Annotated in this window: 21 protein-coding genes; 11 read left to right on the top strand and 10 right to left on the bottom strand. The window is 67.0% G+C overall.

Translation table 11 applies throughout. The features are described from left to right. Together A5645_RS05260 and A5645_RS05265 are read left to right on the top strand one after the other, a co-directional pair. Window positions 1-1455, top strand: a complete 1455-nt coding sequence (locus tag A5645_RS05260; RefSeq protein WP_065036655.1) for a dihydrolipoyl dehydrogenase family protein — start codon at window positions 1-3, stop codon at window positions 1453-1455. A 16-nt stretch (window positions 1456-1471) separates the two neighbouring features. Next, window positions 1472-1927, top strand: coding sequence for a cupin domain-containing protein (locus tag A5645_RS05265; RefSeq protein WP_065036654.1), 456 nt, complete (start codon window positions 1472-1474; stop codon window positions 1925-1927). Between the two features lie 7 nt (window positions 1928-1934). On the opposite strand, the gene A5645_RS05270 is transcribed toward A5645_RS05265, so the two are convergent. Beyond that, entirely contained in the window at window positions 1935-2333 is a 399-nt protein-coding gene (locus A5645_RS05270; protein ID WP_065128700.1) for a VOC family protein, read from the bottom strand. Between the two features lie 73 nt (window positions 2334-2406). Between A5645_RS05270 and A5645_RS05275 the strand changes: the two genes are divergently transcribed. Together A5645_RS05275 and A5645_RS05280 are read left to right on the top strand one after the other, a co-directional pair. Continuing rightward, a complete protein-coding gene (locus A5645_RS05275) occupies window positions 2407-3402 on the top strand; it encodes a TIGR03619 family F420-dependent LLM class oxidoreductase (RefSeq protein ID WP_065128702.1) in 996 nt (331 codons plus the stop codon). A 100-nt stretch (window positions 3403-3502) separates the two neighbouring features. Then, the gene (locus A5645_RS05280; protein WP_065128754.1) at window positions 3503-3973 is read left to right on the top strand and encodes a hypothetical protein; all 471 of its coding nucleotides are present in this window, start codon (window positions 3503-3505) and stop codon (window positions 3971-3973) included. Here the strand turns inward: A5645_RS05280 and A5645_RS05285 are convergent. Beyond that, complete coding sequence (locus A5645_RS05285; RefSeq protein ID WP_065036731.1) at window positions 3970-5061, bottom strand: NAD-dependent epimerase/dehydratase family protein; 1092 nt, start codon at window positions 5059-5061, stop codon at window positions 3970-3972. The two genes, A5645_RS05280 and A5645_RS05285, sit on opposite strands and share 4 nt — an antisense overlap. 150 nt (window positions 5062-5211) lie before the next feature. On the opposite strand from A5645_RS05285, the gene A5645_RS05290 reads away from it, so the two are divergent. Next, complete coding sequence (locus tag A5645_RS05290) at window positions 5212-6015, top strand: lysophospholipid acyltransferase family protein (RefSeq protein ID WP_065036651.1); 804 nt, start codon at window positions 5212-5214, stop codon at window positions 6013-6015. 13 nt (window positions 6016-6028) lie between these two features. After that, window positions 6029-7411: a WS/DGAT/MGAT family O-acyltransferase gene (locus tag A5645_RS05295; protein ID WP_065036650.1), complete on the top strand. Its 1383-nt coding sequence runs from the start codon at window positions 6029-6031 to the stop codon at window positions 7409-7411. Between the two features lie 6 nt (window positions 7412-7417). Here A5645_RS05295 and purQ read toward each other — a convergent pair whose 3' ends face one another. The 4 genes from purQ to A5645_RS05315 all read right to left on the bottom strand — a co-directional run bounded on the left by purQ (window position 7418) and on the right by A5645_RS05315 (window position 9954). Then, window positions 7418-8092, bottom strand: coding sequence for a phosphoribosylformylglycinamidine synthase subunit PurQ (purQ, locus tag A5645_RS05300; protein WP_065036649.1), 675 nt, complete (start codon window positions 8090-8092; stop codon window positions 7418-7420). Continuing rightward, a complete protein-coding gene (gene purS, locus A5645_RS05305) occupies window positions 8089-8328 on the bottom strand; it encodes a phosphoribosylformylglycinamidine synthase subunit PurS (RefSeq protein ID WP_065036648.1) in 240 nt (79 codons plus the stop codon). The genes purQ and purS overlap by 4 nt, the downstream gene beginning before the upstream one ends. Before the next feature lie 93 nt (window positions 8329-8421). Then, a complete protein-coding gene (locus A5645_RS05310; RefSeq protein WP_081288173.1) occupies window positions 8422-9186 on the bottom strand; it encodes an LLM class flavin-dependent oxidoreductase in 765 nt (254 codons plus the stop codon). 39 nt (window positions 9187-9225) lie between these two features. Continuing rightward, the gene (locus tag A5645_RS05315; RefSeq protein WP_172830470.1) at window positions 9226-9954 is read right to left on the bottom strand and encodes an ATPase; all 729 of its coding nucleotides are present in this window, start codon (window positions 9952-9954) and stop codon (window positions 9226-9228) included. On the opposite strand from A5645_RS05315, the gene A5645_RS05320 reads away from it, so the two are divergent. Further along, complete coding sequence (locus tag A5645_RS05320) at window positions 9931-10569, top strand: MBL fold metallo-hydrolase (RefSeq protein WP_065128708.1); 639 nt, start codon at window positions 9931-9933, stop codon at window positions 10567-10569. The genes A5645_RS05315 and A5645_RS05320 overlap by 24 nt on opposite strands. A gap of 83 nt (window positions 10570-10652) precedes the next feature. Here A5645_RS05320 and A5645_RS05325 read toward each other — a convergent pair whose 3' ends face one another. Both A5645_RS05325 and A5645_RS05330 read right to left on the bottom strand, forming a co-directional pair. After that, a complete protein-coding gene (locus tag A5645_RS05325; RefSeq protein WP_155767858.1) occupies window positions 10653-12344 on the bottom strand; it encodes an FAD-binding dehydrogenase in 1692 nt (563 codons plus the stop codon). 23 nt (window positions 12345-12367) lie between these two features. Continuing rightward, window positions 12368-13072 (bottom strand): DUF2334 domain-containing protein, encoded by a 705-nt coding sequence (locus A5645_RS05330; RefSeq protein ID WP_065128712.1) that lies wholly within the window; start codon window positions 13070-13072, stop codon window positions 12368-12370. A gap of 117 nt (window positions 13073-13189) precedes the next feature. Here A5645_RS05330 and A5645_RS05335 point away from each other — a divergent pair, with 117 nt between their 5' ends. Then, window positions 13190-14755, top strand: coding sequence for a DHA2 family efflux MFS transporter permease subunit (locus A5645_RS05335; protein ID WP_065128756.1), 1566 nt, complete (start codon window positions 13190-13192; stop codon window positions 14753-14755). Here the strand turns inward: A5645_RS05335 and A5645_RS05340 are convergent. Next, entirely contained in the window at window positions 14752-15315 is a 564-nt protein-coding gene (locus A5645_RS05340; RefSeq protein WP_065128714.1) for a TetR/AcrR family transcriptional regulator, read from the bottom strand. The two genes, A5645_RS05335 and A5645_RS05340, sit on opposite strands and share 4 nt — an antisense overlap. Before the next feature lie 94 nt (window positions 15316-15409). On the opposite strand from A5645_RS05340, the gene A5645_RS05345 reads away from it, so the two are divergent. From A5645_RS05345 to A5645_RS05350, 3 genes are all read left to right on the top strand, one after another. Then, a complete protein-coding gene (locus tag A5645_RS05345) occupies window positions 15410-15850 on the top strand; it encodes a DoxX family protein (protein WP_065128716.1) in 441 nt (146 codons plus the stop codon). Between the two features lie 186 nt (window positions 15851-16036). After that, the gene (locus A5645_RS27550) at window positions 16037-16213 is read left to right on the top strand and encodes a hypothetical protein (RefSeq protein WP_155767859.1); all 177 of its coding nucleotides are present in this window, start codon (window positions 16037-16039) and stop codon (window positions 16211-16213) included. Beyond that, a complete protein-coding gene (locus tag A5645_RS05350; protein WP_065036640.1) occupies window positions 16210-16941 on the top strand; it encodes a GAF and ANTAR domain-containing protein in 732 nt (243 codons plus the stop codon). Before A5645_RS27550 ends, A5645_RS05350 begins: the two co-directional genes overlap by 4 nt. On the opposite strand, the gene A5645_RS05355 is transcribed toward A5645_RS05350, so the two are convergent. Next, the coding region (locus A5645_RS05355) for a prolyl oligopeptidase family serine peptidase (protein ID WP_155767860.1) at window positions 16938-18127 on the bottom strand (1190 nt) is incomplete at its 5' end. The two genes, A5645_RS05350 and A5645_RS05355, sit on opposite strands and share 4 nt — an antisense overlap.

Raw genomic sequence — 18127 nt, forward strand, 5'->3', positions numbered from 1 at the left:
ATGACAACAGATGCAGAAGAATTCGACGTAATCGTCCTCGGCGCCGGCCCCGTCGGCCAGAACGCCGCGGACCGGGCGCGCGCCTCGGGTCTCAGCGTCGCGGTGGTCGAGCGCGAACTGGTCGGGGGGGAATGCTCGTATTGGGCGTGTGTGCCCAGCAAGGCGTTACTGCGTCCGGTGCTGGCCATTTCCGACGTCCGGCGGGTCGACGGCGCCCGTGCGGCCATCACCGGCGGGATCGATGCCGACGGCGTCTTCGGTCGTCGCGACCGGTACGTGGATAACTGGGACGACACCGGACAGGCCGACTGGGTGAACAACATCGGCGCGACCCTGATCCGGGGCCACGGCAGGTTGGACGGGCCGCGGCGCGTCTCGGTCACCGCCGCGGACGGTGACCGGGTGCTGACCGCAAAGCATGCGGTGGTGGTCTGCACCGGCAGCAAGCCCGCACTGCCCGACCTACCCGGCATCGTCGAAGCCCGACCCTGGACCAACCGGCAAGCCACCGACAGCAGTTCGGTTCCGGCCCGGCTCGCGGTGATCGGCGCCGGGGGTGTCGGCGTCGAAATGGTCACGGCGTGGCAGGGATTGGGATCCCAGGTGACACTGCTGGTGCGGGGCTCTCAACTGTTGCCCAAGATGGAGCCGTTCGTGGGCGAGTTCCTCGAGCGTGGACTCACCGACGCCGGCGTCGATGTGCGCAAGGAGGTGTCGGTCCGCGCCTTGCGCCGACCCGACCCCAATGGGCCAGTGGTCCTCGAACTCGATGACGGCGGGGAATTGGAGGTCGACGAAGTCCTGTTCGCCACCGGCCGGGAACCCCTGACCGACGACATCGGTTTGGACACAATTGGATTGGAGCCCGGTATCTGGCTCGACGTGGACGACACCTGCCGCGTCCAAGCCGTCCAGGACGGCTGGCTGTACGCGGCAGGTGACGTAAACCACCGGGCGCTGCTGACCCACCAGGGCAAGTACCAGGCACGGATCGCCGGTGCGGCCATCGGCGCACGCGCCACCGGTCAGCCGTTGGACACCGCGCCGTGGGGCGCGCACGCGACCACCGCGGACCACCACGCGGTACCGCAGGCATTCTTCACCGACCCCGAGGCCGCCGCCGTCGGCCTGACCGCAGAGCAGGCCGCCCAGGCCGGTCACCGCGCCAAGATCGTCGACGTCGAAATCGGCGACGTCGTCACGGGCGCGAAACTGTTCGCCGACGGCTACGCCGGCCGGGCGCGCATGGTGGTCGAGGTGGACTCACGCCGTGTGCTGGGGGTGACCCTGGTGGGCCCGGGCGTGACGGAGTTGCTGCACGCGGCCACCATCGCCGTCGCGGGCCAGGTAGCGCTCGACCGCCTTTGGCATGCCGTGCCGTGCTTCCCGACGATCAGCGAACTATGGCTCAGACTGCTTGAAGCCTATCGTGATTCGCAGTACCTGCTCGTCTAGCCGACAAGGAGCGCCGGTGGCCACTACCGACGGATTCCATCCCGATTTCCCCGCGGCGGAACCGGACGTGCGCCGCAAACGGGTCCATCACATCAAAGCCTCGGAACTCGATTCCGACACCGCACAGACCGAAGGCCTCCGGCGGTTCGCAGCGATCAGCGGACGATCGGTCGGCGCGGAGAACCTGTGGATGGGCGAGACGCACGTCGAACCCGCCACGGCGTCGGACAACCATCACCACGGTCACTCCGAAACGGCGATCTACGTGCGAAGTGGTCACCCTGAGTTCGTGTTTCACGACGGAACTCAGGAGGTGCGCATCAAGACCGAACCCGGCGACTACATCTTCGTGCCGCCCTACGTGCCACACCGGGAGGAGAACCCGGATCCCACCTCACCCGCCGAGGTCGTCATTGCCCGCACCAGTCAAGAGGCCATCGTGGTGAACCTGCCACACCTCTATCCGCTGTGAAAACGCCTCAGTAAACCGCGATTTCGATCAAGTTCCCGTCGAGGTCTCGGCAGTAGTGCGACGTCATCTCGCCCAGCGCGCCGAACCTGGTGACGGGTCCCGCGGTGATCTCCACTCCGCAGTCGCGCAGATGAGCACGTACCTCGTCAGCCGTGGCGCGGGTGATGAAACACAGATCTTCCGAACCCGCCGCCTCGACCGCCCCGGTGACCCAGTCCGGATCATCGGCCAGTGCCCCCAGCGGCCGCAGGTTGATCTTCTGATCCCCAAAGCGCAGCGCCGTCCGGTTCGACGTGCCGAACGTCTCCCGCCGCATGCCGAGCACCCGCTCATACCACTCCGCCGTGGCGTCCACGTCGCGGCAGTTCACCACGATGTGGTCGAAGCGTTCCACGGTGAATCCCATTGCCCACCTCCCGATCTCTCATCGAGTGTGCCCCGAGTACGCGCGCCTGGCGTCGAGGGTGGAAACTTGCGCCATGACTGCCGGCACCCGGGTGGGGGTCATCCTGGCCCTGACGGTCAACGGCCTGGCGGTAAGCGCCTACCCTGACATGGTCGCCGTCTCCCAGCGAGCGGAGCGATACGGCTTCGATTCGGTCTGGTTATGTGACCACTTCCTCACGATCAGTCCCGACGACTACGTCAGGGACGCCGGGATCACCACCGAGACGTCCGGCACGGACCGCGCCGCGCGGCCCACCTCACTGCCCCTGCTCGAATGCTGGACGGCATTGAGCGCGCTCGCACGCGACACCACCCGGCTGCGGCTGGGTACCAGCGTGCTGTGCAATTCCTACCGACACCCGTCGGTGCTGGGGAAGATGGCCGCCACCCTCGACGTCATCTCGGAAGGCCGCCTCGACCTCGGGATGGGCGCCGGCTGGTTCCAGCGCGAGTTCGACGCCTACGGAATACCGTTCCCTCCGGTGCGCGACCGCGTCTCCGCGCTCGCGGAGTCCCTCGAGGTGTTGAAGGCGGTGTGGACCCAGTCCAGTCCGACCTATGCCGGGCAGTTCTACACCCTCGACGGCGCCACCTGCGATCCGCCGCCGGTGCAGCGTCCCCATCCACCGCTGTGGGTCGGCGGCGAAGGAGACCGGGTGCAGCGCATCGCCGCGAGATCCGCTCAGGGACTGAACGTGCGTTGGTGGTCGCCGCAACAGGTGACCGAGCGTCGGGATTTCCTGACCCGGGCCTGTGAGTCGGCCGGGCGCGATCCGCAGACCTTGAGCTTGTCGGTGACGGCGCTGCTGGCGCCGACGGAATCCGAGGAGCGGACCGCCCGCGTTCGCGCCGAGTTCGCCTCCATACCGGCGTCCGGGCTCATCGTCGGTACCCCAGAGCAATGCGTCGAACGCATCCGCGAATACCAACGCGCCGGCGTTGCTCAGTTCCTCTTCACCATTCCCCACGTGGTCCAGTCGGAGTATCTCGATATCGTTGGCCAAGAGATCATTCCGCTGATCAAGTGACGCCCGTTGGGGGCCCGCTCAGCGAATTCTCAACTGATTCTTGGCCGGCCCTGTCTTTTGCTGAAGTATCCCCATAGCCACCGGCCTCAGCATGGCTACCATGACTGAGCCGTTGGGCGAGCCCTTGAGCACCAGCCTGATCGAACGCTACCTGTGCACCCGCGGGCGGCGGTACTTCCGCGGCCGGCACGACGGTGAATTCTTCTTCGTTCTCAACGGCGACCGGCGTCTGCATGTCCACCTCGAGATCCCGGCCTTGCACCCCGACGTGTTCACCATCCGCGTCACGCCCGGATGCTTCTTCCCGGCGACCGAACATGCCCGCCTGCAGCAGTTCGCCGACAGCTGGAACCAGCAGAACCGTGACGTCACCGCGATCGTGCACGGCTCGTCTGACCCGCAACGCATTGGTGTCACCGCCGAGCAATCGCGATGGATCGGTGAGCGCGTCACCTTCGCCGACTTCGCCGCGTTCGCCGACCGCGCCACCTCAGCCGCAAGCGACCTCTTCCAGCGGCTCACGGCGGCCGCGGAGTTACCGTCGCCGCCATTGCTCCGCAACGCCGGTTAGCCGACGCGACCTACCAGCAACCCGTCCGGCCGCGGCTCGCCGAGCCTGGAACGAATGGCGCTCCACGGGTTGGCATAACGACCCGGGGCATCGCGATATGCGGCACGCCGCCTGAGTAACCACCGCGCAAGAGGCGCGACCAGCCCCATCGGGTAGCGCCGCCAACCGGCGGCGGCGCGCATCTCGGCGAGCATCTCGGGCCAGGTGTGGTGCTGGAACGACAGCACCTGCTCGGCCCGGGTGGTGTCCATCCAGTCCGTGACGAACCAGTCCTCGTCGCTGTCGGGATCGCCGGGCCGACCACCGGGCAACACATCGACCAGGCCGCGCGTGGCGGCCAGGGCGGCGCCTACCTCCCCCTGCCGGAGTCGATGGGACTCGTCGCCGGCGACCAGCAGGATCTCCCCCACGACGTCCTGTCTGGCTGCGGTGGTCGCCGCGGCGAATGCGGCCGCGACATCGCGCACATCGACACTGTGCATCCGTCCGTCGGTCGGCAGGGCGCTCTCGAAGTACAACGCGTCAAAGGTGAACGGCATGGCACCGAGGTCGACGCTCATCACGCCACCGAGTCGCAGGATCACCCACTCCAGGCCGGAGCGGCGCACGTGGTATTCGGCCTCGGCCTTGTGCGCCCCATACAGGTCCGACGGGTTCACCGGCGTGTCCGCGGTGAGCAACTCCGGGTGGCGGTGCGGATTTCGGGCGCCGTGCACGGCGTTGCTCGAGGCCTGGATGAACCTTGGTGGACACGGGCACGCCTCAGCGGCACGCAGCAGTGACACCGTGGCGTCGACGTTCACCAGGCGCGCCAGTTCGGGCTGCCCGTAGATGACCGGCGGGATCACCGCGGCCAGGTGGATGATCACCGTCGGAGCGGTTTCGGCCACCAGCTGACCGACCGCGTCCGCATCGGTGAGGTTCACCCAGCGTGCCGTCACGCCCGCGGGCAGCGATTTGGCCGCCTTGCGTTGCGCGGTGGTGCCTAGGTCGGTGGCGACCACCCGGTGCCCGTCAGCCGCCAGCCGGCGCACCGTCTGCGATCCGACGAGTCCGAAACCCCCGGTGACAAGGACCGTGTCAGTCATGAATCCCTCCTGTACGCGCGGCATGTGCGGTATGCCACAGTTACCGATAATGACATTCTCTTAAACCGAGAGTACCGTATCCTCTACATATGTAGAGAGGCCTCAACGGGTAATCCTCATCACAGGCCGGGGACAAAAACGGAGAAGGAAATGGGTGCACGCAGCAACAACCCCGAGATCGCCAAGTGGGACCCCGAGTTCACCAAGCAGGTGATCGACACACTGGCGCCGGCCATCAAGCTTTGGCATCGCGCCGAGGTGCGCAACCTCAACAACATCCCGGCGGCCGGAGGCGCGCTGGTGGTCTCCAACCACTCCGGCGGCATGTTCACCCCGGACGTGTTCGTCTTCTCGCCCGCCTACTACGACGCGTTCGGATATGACCGCCCCGTCTACACCCTCGGCCACTACGGCCTGTTCCTCGGTCCACTCGACGGCTGGCTGCGCCGGCTCGGCGTCATCGAAGCAAGCCGTGAAAACGCCGCCGCAGCCTTGCATTCCGGCGCACTGGTGCTGGTCTTCCCGGGCGGCGACTACGACTCGTATCGACCCACGCTCGGGGCCAACACGATCGACTTCAACGGGCGCACCGGCTACGTCCGCACCGCCATCGAAGCCGGGGTCCCGATCGTGCCGACGGTGTCGATCGGCGCGCAGGAGACCCAACTGTTCCTCACCCGCGGCAACTGGCTGGCCCGGCGGCTGGGACTGACCAAGGCGCGCATGGACATCCTGCCGATCAGTTTCGGGTTCCCATTCGGCCTGAGCGTGCTGTTCCCGCCGAACGTGCCGCTGCCGGCGAAGGTGGTCACCGAGGTGCTGGAGCCGATCGACGTGGCGGCCGAGTTCGGCGAGGATCCCGACATCGCCGAGGTCGACGCCCATGTTCGCGCGGTCATGCAGGAGGCGCTGGACCGCCTGGCCGCGCAGCGACGACTGCCGATCCTGGGCTGAAAGCGAGTGTGGCATGAGAAGACTCAACGGCATGGACGCGATGCTGCTGTACAGCGAGACACCGAACCTGCACACGCACACCCTCAAGGTCGCCGTTATCGACGCGTCGGGCCTCGACTTCGGTTTCGAGGACTTCCGGGCCCACCTGCGCCGCAAGCTCGAAGCCCTGAAACCGTTGCGCTACAAGCTGGTTGAGACACCGGGACGGTTGCATCACCCGCTGTGGCTGGAGTGCGATGTCGACGATGTCGCCCTGGACTACCACGTGCGCCAGGTTCAGATCCCCTCACCGGGCGGCCGCCGCGAGCTGGACCGAGTCATCGGGGAGATCGCCTCCACCCCGCTGGATCGCAGCCGACCGCTGTGGGAGTTTTACTTCGCCGAGGGACTGGCCGGTGATCAGTTCGCGCTCATCGGCAAGGTGCACCACTGCCTGGCCGACGGTGTCGCGTCCGCGAACCTGCTGGCGCGACTGATGGACCTCACCGATGCATCGGTACCCGACCATCAGTGCGCTACAACAACTTCTGGCGGGCTGTTACGGCTTGCGGCACGCGACCATCTGCGGCAACTTCGCGAGCTGCCGGGCCTGGTCAGGGACGCCGTGCTGGGTTTCACCCAGGTGCGCCGGCGCGCCGCGGCACGCGGACGCCATCGTGAGCTCGCGGCTCAATTCGATGCTCCGCCAACGTTCCTCAACCACCGGGTGGCACCGGCTCGCCGATTCGCCAGTGCCGCACTGTCGCTGGCAGACGTCAAGACGACCGCTGCCGACTTGGGTGTCACGATCAACGATCTGATCCTGGCGATAGCTGCCGGAGGGTTGCGAACGTTGCTGCTCGACTATGACGGGGCGGCGGACCGCCCGATCATTGCATCGGTGCCGACCGCCACGGACAAGTCAGACCGTGTCTCGGGCAACGAGATCAGCGGTTTGATGGTGTCGCTGCCGGTCCACATCGCCGATCCGGCGGAACGGGTGCGGTTGGTCGCGCTGGCCACCCGGCTCGCCAAAGAGGACCACGAGGTCATGGGCACGCACCTGTACGGACGACTGATGAACTACCTGCCGGCGGCGCTTGCCCCGGCGGCGTTCCGCTGGCTGGGCCGGCAGTCGTCGAACCGGATGATGAACGTGGCGGTGTCCAGCGTCATGGGCCCGCGCAGCCGTGGCCACCTCGGTGGGGCGCCAGTGCACGAAATCTATTCCACCGGAGTGCTTTCGCCGGGCGCTCCGGTCAATATCACCGTCTGGAGCTACGCGGACCGGTTGGGCATCGCGGTGCTGACCGACGATCGGACCTTCACTGACGAGCACGACGCGACCGACGCGCTCGTCGCGGCGTTCGACGAATTACGCAGCGCCGCAAGACCGTACGCAACGCTCTCCGCGTAGGCAGGCTCAGGCGGTCAGTACGGCGTCCAGCGCCGAGTAGAACAGGCCCAGACCGTCGTCCGAAGGACCGGTCAGCCCTTCGATGGCGTGTTCGGGGTGAGGCATCAGACCGACCACGCGACCGTTGGCCGAGCTGATGCCGGCGATGTCGTGCAGCGAGCCGTTGATGTTGTCGTGATACCGGAAGACCACCCGTCCGTCGCCTTCGAGCTGTTCGATCACCTGCTTGGGCGCCACATACCGCCCTTCGCCGGACTTCAGCGGTATCAGCACGTCGGCGTCGGCCTCGAAGCGTGACGTCCATGCCGTCGAGGTCGACGACACGCGCAGCCACACGTCGCGGCAGATGAAGTGCAGCCCCGCGTTGCGGGTCAGCGCGCCGGGCAGCAGACCCGCCTCGCAGAGCACCTGGAACCCGTTGCAGATGCCCAGGACCGGCATGCCGCGACCGGCGGCCGCGACCACCTCGCTCATCACCGGAGCAAACCTCGCGATCGCGCCCGCGCGCAGATAATCGCCGTAAGAGAAGCCGCCGGGTACGACCACGGCGTCGACGCTCTTCAGGTCGCTGTCCGCGTGCCAAAGGCTGACCGCCTCCGCGCCGACCTTTCGCGCCGCACGTGCGGCATCCACGTCGTCGAGGGTGCCCGGAAAGGTGATGATGCCGATGCGGGTGGTCACTGCGGGTCCCTGCTGATCGTCCAGTCTTCGATCACGGTGTTCGCCAAGAGCGATTCCGCGATTTCGGCCAGCGCGGTGTCGTCGACCGAATCGTCGACCTCCAACTCGAAGCGCTTGCCCTGTCGGACGTCGGATATCCCGGCATGACCCAGCCGTCCCAGGGCACCGACGATCGCCTGACCCTGCGGGTCAAGGATCTCGGCTTTGGGCATCACATGCACGACCACCCGGGCCACCGCGCTCCTCCTCAGATCTGTCGCCCCGCCCGGCGACAACGAGCCGGGCAACGGGTCCGCGCCAACTCTACCGGCCATCGACGGCCGCGCGAGTTAACCGGACGAGCCGGCGACCAGGATCAGCCCGTCGCCGCCGAGGGCGGCGATGCGGCGGTGGGCCGGACCGTCGGGATCGAGCGCGGCCTCGCTGAGGGTCGTCCAGGCATTCAGCGTCAGGGGGGTGCCGGCGCGGCCGGACTCGGCCCGCGCCGCGCGCGCGGCGTCGAAGAACTCCCCGATCCTGGGATGGTCGAGGGCGACGTTGACCGCGTCGCAGCGCCGGCCGGCGATTCTGGCCAATGCGGCGCTGTTGACCCCCAGCAACACCGGCGGCGGTGGCGTCGGCAACGGAAAACCCGCCCATTTCTCGTCGCGGTGCGGGTCCCACTGGGCCTCGCACAGGTCGAGCACGTCGATCAGTTTCTGGTGCCGCAGCCGCATGGAGCCCGCGAGCGGGATACCGAGCAGGTCGTGTTCCCGGGCCCACGGGCTGCCGGGCGCGGCGCCCGCACCCAGCCCGAACACGAAGCGTCCGCCGCTGATCTCCTGCAATGAGGCGGCCGCGGCGACCGCCACTCCGGCGGGACGGTTCGCCACGTTCACCACCAGCGTGCCGATGCCGATCGAGGAGGTGGCACCGGCCAGCGCCCCCGCCAGCGTGAAGCACTCCAAGATCCGCGTGCCCGACAGCATCGCGCCCGACAGGTGGTCGAAGACCCACGCCCGGCCGAAACCGTCGGCTTCGGCTCGCAACACCTCGTCGCGTAGCTGCGGCCACGGGTGGGTGGCCGCGCTGTACAGCACATCAACGGTAACCATGTACCGTCCGCCCCTCAAAAGCGTTAGGCCAGTAGATCATTACGGACATGAGGCGATGTATGCCTCACACAGTGGCGCGGTCATGGCGTCGAGTACGGCGGCGTCAGAAAGCACCGGCCACTGCACCTGCGGGGGTCCGGACGACCACAGCGTGAGTTCGCTGATGGTGCTGCTGGCCACGTGGGCGATCAAATAGGTATGCACGATGACCGGTCCGCTGATGACGGCGGCCATCCGAGCCGGTTCGTCATCGGTGATCGACGGCGACTGGTCGGGGGCGCCCAGTTGGCAGGCACGCAGCGCCGCCACCGCGGCAGCGAACACCGAACTGGCCAGCGCGCCACCGCGGGCGGTGTCCCCGCGCCAGTGCAAGATCTGGGCTTGCAGTTGCCACTGCCCGTCCCGATGTGCCACCACCGCGCGTGCTGCCACCGCGGAATCGCGGCTGTCCTGCGGCGGCGCCGGCGTGGCACATACCTGCTCGAACCTGAACTGCCGCGCCGCCCGGATCAGCGGCTCCGCCGCCCCGGTGAGGTCCGGCCACCCGTACACCGCGTTGAGGGGGACCGCCGCCCGCTGGATCCATGCGCTGTCCGGGATCTGGTCGCACACGGGCGGGCAAGTCTCCGGCTCCGTCCACGCGGGCGTCGGCGTCATCAGTGCGATCGCGAAGCTACCGGCGACCATCAAGGTCACCACCAGCACCCGCATCCGCACGGCCCCCATCAGGGCACAATCGTAAACATGCAACTGACGCATTTCGGGCATTCCTGCCTACTCGCCGAGTTCGGCGATACCAAGATTCTTTTCGACCCCGGTAGCTTCGCCCACGGTTTCGAGGGGATCACGGGCCTGACCGCGATTCTGGTGACCCATCAGCACCCCGACCACATCGACGTATCGCGACTGCCCGCCCTACTCGAGGGCAATCCGGACGCGACGCTGTACGCCGACCCTCAAACCACCGAACTGCTCGGCGAGCCGTGCCAGGTGGTTCACGTCGGCGACGAACTGTCGGTCGGCGCGCTGACCATCCGGGCCATCGGCGGACGGCATGCCGTGATACACCCGGAAATCCCTGTGATAGAGAACATTTCGTACCTGGTGGGCGACGGCGAGCATCCCGCCAGGCTGATGCACCCGGGCGACGCGTTGTTTGTGCCCGACGAGCCGGTGGACGTGTTGGCCACCCCCGCGTCGGCGCCCTGGATGAAGATCTCGGAGGCCGTGGACTACTTGCGTGCGGTGGCGCCCGCGCGGGCGGTGCCCATCCACCAGGGCATCATCGCCCCTGATGCGCGCGGCATCTACTACGGCCGGCTCAGCGAGATGACCGACACCGACTTCCGCGTGCTGCCCGAGGAGGACGGCGTCACCTTCTAGCGGGCTCGCTTTCCCCTCGCGAGCAGACGCTAAAGCCCCTGACACGCCGTGCAATTGGGGACTTTTGCGTCTGCTCGGCACAGTTAGGTGACGTCCAGGGCGGCGCCGCGGCCGGCCGCCCGGCCGGAGAAGATGCAGCCGCCCAAAAAGGTGCCCTCCAAGGCCCGGTATCCGTGCACGCCGCCGCCGCCGAAACCCGCGACCTCACCGGCCGCGTACAGCCCGGTGATCGGCGTCCCGTCGGACTTGAGCACGCGTGAGTCCAGATCGGTTTCGATCCCGCCCAGCGTCTTTCGGGTCAGAATGTGCAGCTTGACCGCGATCAACGGCCCCGCCTTCGGATCCACCAGCCGGTGCGGCGCCACCACGCGTCCCAGCCGGTCACCCAGGTAGCCCCGGGCAGCCCGAATCGCAGTGATCTGACCGTCTTTGGTGAACTTGTTGGCCACCTCGCGGTCGCGAGCCGTCACCGCCGCCGCCACCGTCTCGTAGTCCAGGGGCGCCACATCAGGCAGCTTGTTCATGGCCTCGACCAGCTCGGCCAGCGTGTTGCCGGTGACGAAGTCCACTCCGCGGTCGATGAAGGCCTGCACCGGTCCCGGCGGACCCGATCGGGCACGGGCCCGGATCAACTGCTTCACGCTCTGCTCGGTCAGGTCGGGATTCTGCTCCTGCCCAGAGAGCGCGAACTCCTTCTCGATGATCTTGGCGTTCAACACAAACCAGGTGTAGTCGTAACCCGTCGTGCCGATGTGCTCCAGCGTCCCGAGTGTGTCGAAACCGGGATAGAGCGGCACCGGCAAGCGGTTGCCCGCTCCGTCGAGCCACAGCGACGACGGGCCCGGAATGATGCGGATGCCGTGCCGCGGCCAGATCGGGTCGTAGTTCGTGATGCCCTCGGTGTAGTGCCACATCCGGTCGGGGTTGATCACCCGCGCGCCGGCCTTCTGGGCAATCCCGATCATCCGGCCGTCGACATGCGCGGGCACCCCGCTGAGCAACTGCTTGGGGGCGCGGCCCATCCGCCGCGGCCAGTTCTTGCGCACCAGGTCGTGGTTGCCACCGATGCCGCCGCTGGTCACGATGACAGCCGACGCGCGAAACTCGAACTTACCGACGGCTTTTCGCGATGACGGCGCACCGCGTGGCTCGTCCGAAGGCTCCAGGACGGTACCCCGCACGCCGGTCACCGCGTCGCCCTCGACGATCAACCTGTCGACCTGGTGCCGGTGTGCGAATCGAACATTGGGCCGGTTGCGCAGCCGGCGGGCGAAGATCTCCACCAGAGCGGGTCCCGTTCCCCAGGTGACGTGGAACCGCGGCACCGAATTACCGTGTCCCTGAGCGTCATAACCGCCTCGTTCGGCCCAGCCCACCACCGGGAAGATCTTTAGGCCGCGGGCCCGCAACCAGCTCCGCTTCTCGTTCGCAGCGAAATCGACGTACGCGTGCGCCCACTGTTCGGGCCAGTAGTCCTCCGGCCGGTCGAACGCCGCGGTCCCCAGCCAATCCTGCAACGCGAGCTCGTGGCTGTCGCGAATCCCCAGCCGACGCTGCTCGGGGCTGTTGACGAAAAACAGCCCGCCGAACGACCAGAACGCCTGTCCGCCGACGTTGGCGCTGTTCTCCTGATCCACAATGAGCACCCGCAGCCCGCGGTCCACCAATTCGCAGGCCGCGACCAGTCCAGACAGCCCGGCCCCGACGATGATGGCGTCATAGAACTTGTCGAAATCGGGACCCGCGTCGCTCATGCCGATACAGGTTAGTGCCACCCACAGGTGGCCTTGCGCGGGCGTTACGCGGCGTCGAGTAAGGCCTTGTTGGACCGCCAGTTGTACACGGTCGGTGTGCACCGCTGCAGTAAGGCCAGGTCGACGGCATCCAGCATGGCTTGCCGCGGACCGGATTTGCGCAGATGCCGGGCGGCCACCGCGATCCGGACCACACCCGAGCGCCGGGCGATCCGGTCGGCCGACATCACCACCATCCGGCACCACCACGGCTCGGCTAGGAAGCCCTCACCGATGCCCAGCACGCGGGCCCGCACCGTGGTGTCGCGGACCAGATCGGTTATTCCGTAGGCGTCGGCGAGCAGCCGGAAACCGTTCTTGGGCAAAGCCTTGACCACTCCCGGCGACACCAGCCAACCCGGGGCGGCGAACAGGCGGGTGCGCAGACCAAGATGCTCAAGCACCCGGTCGGCGGCCATCAGTCGCAGGTTCGCCTCGTGCGCGTGCAGCGTGGCAAATTCGCCGCGGCGCTTCTTGGTGGCCGCCTCGTCGTAGCCATGCAATACCAGCGCATCGCCGCCGCTACGCCGCGCGGTGAGCCAGTCAACGGTTTGCGGGTCGCGGTCAAGGCGATAGCCATCGCCCAGCCGCGGTGCCACCAGTAGCGAGACGGGCACCGAGCGGGCATCCATCTGCGTGCAGAAGTCGTCTACGTCGGGAAGGGTGTGCTCACCGATCCCCGAGACCGACACGATCAGTTTTCCAGACACGCATGTAGTTTGCCGATCTCAGGTGTCGGAACGGTGACCGACACCTGGCCGGGAGACGTCCACGAGCGGTCCCTGTGTCACTGGGCAGCGGGTTGTCTAGCTATGCTCAGCAACGCCATGAAAAAGGCAATTTCCGGGCCGGCCGATGCGGCGTCGGCGACCACCGTCACGGACTATCCCGACACGCTCGACGCCCCGACGCTACGGATCGCCGGGGTGTGCATTCTTGCCTCGGTGATGATGGCGCTGGACACCACCGTCGTCAGCGTCGCGCAGCGCACTTTCATCGCGCAGTTCTCGTCGACGCAGGCCGTGGTGGGCTGGACGATGACCGGGTACACGCTTGCGCTGGCCACCGTCATCCCGATAGCCGGGTGGGCGGCGGACCGCTATGGCACCAAACGGCTGTGGATGGGTTCGGTGCTGGCGTTCATGGCTGGTTCGCTGCTGTGCGCAGTGGCGCCGACCATCCTGCTGCTCAACGTCTTTCGGGCGGTGCAAGGGATGTGCGGTGGCATGCTGATGCCGCTTGGATTCATGATCCTGACCCGGGTGGCCGGCCCGAAGCGGCTGGGCCGGCTGATGTCGGTGCTGGGCATCCCGATGCTGCTGGGGCCGATCGGCGGACCCATCGTGGGTGGCTGGCTGATCAGCGCCTACAGCTGGCCATGGATCTTCCTGATCAACCTGCCCATCGGGTTGTGCGCGTTCCTGCTCGCGCTGGTGGTGTTCCCCAAAGACGAACCGGTCCCGTCGGAGACGTTCGACGTCGTCGGGGTGCTGCTGCTCTCGCCCGGGCTGGCGACCTTCCTGTTCGGAGTGTCGTCGATCCCGGGTCGCGGCACGCTCACCGACCGGGTCGTGCTCATACCGGTGACCATCGGCCTGACGTTGATCATCGCGTTCGTCGTGCATGCCTGGCGCCGCGCGGATCATCCGCTCATCGATCTGCGCTTGTTCAAGAACCCCGTGGTCACCCACGCGAATGTGACGGCGTTTCTGTTCGCGGTCGCGTTTTTCGGCTCCGCGCTGCTGCTGCCCAGCTACCTGCAACAGGTCTGGCACCAGACGCCGATGCAGTCCGGGGTGCACCTGATCCCGCAGGGGCTCGGCGCCATGCTGACCATGCCCTGGGCCGGCCGGTTCATGGACCGCAAAGGCCCCGGGAAGAGCGTGCTGCTGGGCATCGCGCTGATCGCCATCGGGCTGGGGATCTTCACCGTCGGGGTGGCCCGGCAATCCGGATACTCCCCGACGCTGCTGATCGGGCTGGCCGTCATGGGGCTGGGCACGGGATGCACCATGATGCCGCTGTCCGGAGCGTCGGTCCAGGCACTGGCGCCGCACCAGATCGCCCGCGGCTCGACGCTGATCAGCGTCAACTTGCAGGTGGGCGGGTCGATCGGCACCGCACTCATGTCGATGGTGCTGACCAGCCAGTTCAACCGCAGCGAAAGCATCTCTGCCGCGAATCGGCTGGCGCGCCTGGAACAGGACGCGGCCCGCCGCGGGGTACCGGTTGATCCGTCGGCTATACCCCCGCGAGCCCTGGATCCCGGTTTCGCCGCCAGTCTGGCGCATGACCTGTCGCACGCCTACACGCTGATCCTGGCCATTGCCGTGGTGCTGGTGACGGCCACGCTCGTGCCGGCCGCGTTCCTGCCCAAGACTCCGGCCGGTTAGCCCTCGAAGAGCATCGTCGCGATCCGCAAGACGGTGTCCATCGGGTCCGCCTCCTTCACGCCCGCATTCACCGCGTCGTTGAGCCACAGCATCGAAAAGCCGTGGACCAGTGACCAAGCCGCCAGCTCGGCGCCGGCGGGATCGGCGCGTGCGTTGCGGTCGTGCAGCGTCGCCACGCCGCGGGACAGCTCGGCCCCGGCGGCGGCCTCGGCCTCGATCAGGTCGGGATCGCTTGCGTCGACCAGTGACTTGTCGAACATGACGCGGTAGTGGCCGGGATGGGCGAGGGCAAAGCGCACATAGGCCAGTGCCGCATCGGTGAACCGCGGCCTCGCGTCTCGAAGGGCCTCGGCCAGCTGCCGGAATCCCTGAGCCGCAAGCGCGGTGAAAAGACCTTTGCGGTCGGTGAAGTGATGCGCAGGCGCGGCGTGCGATACACCGGCCTCCCGCGCCAGCTCACGAAGCGACACCCGGTCGGCGCCGCGCTCGGCGACCAGCCGGGCGGCCTCGCTCAGGATCGCGCTGCGCAAATCGCCGTGGTGATAGGTAGGACGGGCCATCGAGCCACCATACAACGCAAACTTGACAGTGACTAGATCACCGTCCTACCGTCGAAGGGGTATCTAGTCACTGTCAAGATCGAAGGAAGAAGACATGGCTCCACTGATCGCGCTACTGCTGGCCAGCCTCGTTTCCCGTCTCGCCGGGTGGTGGGGGGTTGGCTACCTTGACAACTGGGTGGGCGCGTGCGCCGTCGGCCTGGCGGCGATGTTCCTGCTCACCGGGGTGGCACACTTTGCACCGCCGCTGCGAGGCGATCTTGTCGCGATTGTTCCGCCGGCACTACCGGCACCGGGGCTGCTGGTCACCGTTACTGGCGTGCTGGAAATCGCGGGGGCGGTGGGGTTGTTGCTGCCGGGCACCCGGGTGGCCGCGGCGCTTGGCCTGTTGGTGCTGATGCTGGCGATGTTTCCGGCGAACGTCTACGCCGCGCGCATGCCCAACCCGCCGAAGTCGATGACGACTCGATTGACAACGCGCAGCGTCGAGGAGCTCGTCTTCCTGGCGGCCGCCGTCCTGGTGGCCGCGGGCTGAGCAGCAAGCTCGGCCGCCCGCTGATCTTGGCACCCGCAGACTCGGAGCCGTAACGTTACATTTATGGTGACGAGTGTGTTGAACTGTGCGGTTTGCTCGGGTCAATTCAACGGCCGTACTGATGCCATCTATTGTTCCGCGGCGTGCCGGCAGAAGGCATATCGCCTACGCAACCCCCGCGGTCACATGCGGCGCGCCGAGGTCAAAGCGCTGGTACTGCGCGCCTCAGTCGCCCAGCGCCGAGCCCGTGAACTCTGCCAGGAGGCGGCACAGTCACGGCGCAAGCTCGACGCGGCGGTCCTGCAGTTGGCGACGACGCGACGCGAGCTGGCGGCCAACAATCAGTTGGCGGTCAGTCGATGACCGAAGAGGGCGCCCGGCAGTCCGGCGATTCGACGGCAGCCGGCGATAACCTTGCCGGCCTGTCCGACGTCCTGGAGGCCATCCACTCGGCCAAACCCGCCGACCTTCCGAAGGCTTTGGATCAGTTGACCATCGCCGCTGCGACGTCGGTGCCCGGCGCACAATACGCCGGCATCACGGTCACCAGCCGGCAAAACCACGTGGGGACTCCGTCGGTGAGCCACCGCTATCCCGAACTGCTCGACGAGATCCAGAAGCGCCATCTGGAGGGGCCGTGCCTGCAGGCGGCCTGGACCCGCGAGACGGTGATCGTCGAAGACCTCGAAACCGATGACCGTTGGCCTTTATATCGCGATGAAGCTTTGGCTCAGACGCCGATCCGCAGCGTCGTGTCGTTGCCGATGTTCGCCGACAAGCTGCTCATGGGAGCGCTCAACATCTTCGCCGAGGCCTCGCACGTGTTCGACGAGAAGTCGCTCGACGCCGCCCGGGCTTTCGCCGTCCTCGGCGCCCTGGCCTGGAGCAATGTCGTGCGCAAGCAACAGTTCGATTCGGCACTGTCCTCCCGCGACGCCATCGGCCAGGCCAAGGGAATCCTGATGGAGCGGTACGGCGTCGACGACGAGGCCGCATTCGCCATGCTGGTGAAGATCTCCCAGGATTCCCAGCTGCGGTTGCGCGAGGTAGGGCGGCGCTTGGCCGAGTCGGAAACCCGAAGCGACAGTTAGTCTTCGTGGGCGCCGGCGGTCTCGAGTAGCCATGCATACTGGAAGGCGGTTTCCTTCCAGCGCTCGTAGCGGCCGCTGATGCCGCCGTGACCGGCGTTCATCTGCGTCTTCAACATCACCGGATTACCGTCGGTGTTCGCGTGCCGTAGCGCCGCAACCCATTTGGCCGGCTCGACGTAGTACACCCGGGTGTCGTTCAGCGAAGTCATGGCCAGGATTGCGGGGTACTTCTGGCCCGTGACGTTTTCATACGGCGAGTAGGACTTCATGTAGGCGTAGACATCCCTGTCGGCCAGCGGGTTTCCCCATTCGTCCCACTCGGTCACGGTCAGCGGCAGGGACGGGTCGAGGATGGTGGTCAACGGGTCGACGAACGGCACCTGCGCCAGAATTCCGGCGAACAGCTCCGGGGCCATGTTGGCCACCGCGCCCATCAGCAGGCCGCCGGCGCTGCCCCCGAGGGCCACCAGCTGCGCCGGACTGGTCAACCCAATATCAACCAGATGCCTTGCCACAGCGATGAAGTCGGTGAACGAGTTCTTCTTCTCCAGCAGCTTGCCGTGCTCGTACCACAGCCGGCCCATCTCACCGCCGCCACGCACATGGGCGATGACGAATACCATGCCCCGGTCCAGCAGCGACAACCGCGCGATCGAGAACCGTGGGTCTTCGCAGATCTCGTAGGCGCCGTAGCCGTACATCATCGCCGGAGCCGGGAATTCGATGCCCGCCTTGTGCACGATCGAGATCGGTACCCGGGCACCGTCTTCCGCGTGCGCCCAGTCGCGGCGTTCCACATAGTCCTCGCGCCGGTATCCGCCCAGCACCGGCTGCTCTTTGAGTAGGGTCCGCTCGCCGCTGACCAGGTCGAGGTCATAGATCCGTACCGGGGTGACGAAGGATCCCGCACCCACCCGCAATTTGGGTGAGGCCCAGTTCGGGTTCGCCCCCAGACCGGCCGACATCAGCTCGGAGTCGAACGAGATCTCCTGGGGCTCCTCGTAACCACCGTCGGAGCCGAACGGCCACAGTTGAATCCGCGGCAACGCCTCCCGCCGGTAGCTGACCACCAGGTGGCCCGCGAACGCGTCCACGCCATCGAGCCGGACATCGTCGCGATGGGGAATCAGCACGCGCTGCTGGGTGGGCTCGCCGACCGGGACCTCGACCAGAGTGAAGTTCACCG

The organism is Mycobacterium asiaticum (assembly GCF_001673635.1).
Taxonomy (GTDB): domain Bacteria; phylum Actinomycetota; class Actinomycetes; order Mycobacteriales; family Mycobacteriaceae; genus Mycobacterium; species Mycobacterium asiaticum_C.

What these genes read in the sequence shown, in the direction of transcription:
- A5645_RS05260 (WP_065036655.1), top strand. Translation starts at nt 1, where the DNA reads ATGACAACAGATGCAGAAGAATTCGACGTAATCGTCCTCGGCGCCGGC.
- A5645_RS05270 (WP_065128700.1), bottom strand. Translation starts at nt 2,333, where the DNA reads ATGGGATTCACCGTGGAACGCTTCGACCACATCGTGGTGAACTGCCGC.
- A5645_RS05275 (WP_065128702.1), top strand. Translation starts at nt 2,407, where the DNA reads ATGACTGCCGGCACCCGGGTGGGGGTCATCCTGGCCCTGACGGTCAAC.
- A5645_RS05280 (WP_065128754.1), top strand. Translation starts at nt 3,503, where the DNA reads ATGACTGAGCCGTTGGGCGAGCCCTTGAGCACCAGCCTGATCGAACGC.
- A5645_RS05285 (WP_065036731.1), bottom strand. Translation starts at nt 5,061, where the DNA reads ATGACTGACACGGTCCTTGTCACCGGGGGTTTCGGACTCGTCGGATCG.
- A5645_RS05290 (WP_065036651.1), top strand. Translation starts at nt 5,212, where the DNA reads ATGGGTGCACGCAGCAACAACCCCGAGATCGCCAAGTGGGACCCCGAG.
- A5645_RS05295 (WP_065036650.1), top strand. Translation starts at nt 6,029, where the DNA reads ATGAGAAGACTCAACGGCATGGACGCGATGCTGCTGTACAGCGAGACA.
- A5645_RS05310 (WP_081288173.1), bottom strand. Translation starts at nt 9,186, where the DNA reads ATGGTTACCGTTGATGTGCTGTACAGCGCGGCCACCCACCCGTGGCCG.
- A5645_RS05320 (WP_065128708.1), top strand. Translation starts at nt 9,931, where the DNA reads ATGCAACTGACGCATTTCGGGCATTCCTGCCTACTCGCCGAGTTCGGC.
- A5645_RS05315 (WP_172830470.1), bottom strand. Translation starts at nt 9,954, where the DNA reads ATGCCCGAAATGCGTCAGTTGCATGTTTACGATTGTGCCCTGATGGGG.
- A5645_RS05335 (WP_065128756.1), top strand. Translation starts at nt 13,190, where the DNA reads ATGAAAAAGGCAATTTCCGGGCCGGCCGATGCGGCGTCGGCGACCACC.
- A5645_RS05340 (WP_065128714.1), bottom strand. Translation starts at nt 15,315, where the DNA reads ATGGCCCGTCCTACCTATCACCACGGCGATTTGCGCAGCGCGATCCTG.
- A5645_RS05345 (WP_065128716.1), top strand. Translation starts at nt 15,410, where the DNA reads ATGGCTCCACTGATCGCGCTACTGCTGGCCAGCCTCGTTTCCCGTCTC.
- A5645_RS27550 (WP_155767859.1), top strand. Translation starts at nt 16,037, where the DNA reads ATGCGGCGCGCCGAGGTCAAAGCGCTGGTACTGCGCGCCTCAGTCGCC.
- A5645_RS05350 (WP_065036640.1), top strand. Translation starts at nt 16,210, where the DNA reads ATGACCGAAGAGGGCGCCCGGCAGTCCGGCGATTCGACGGCAGCCGGC.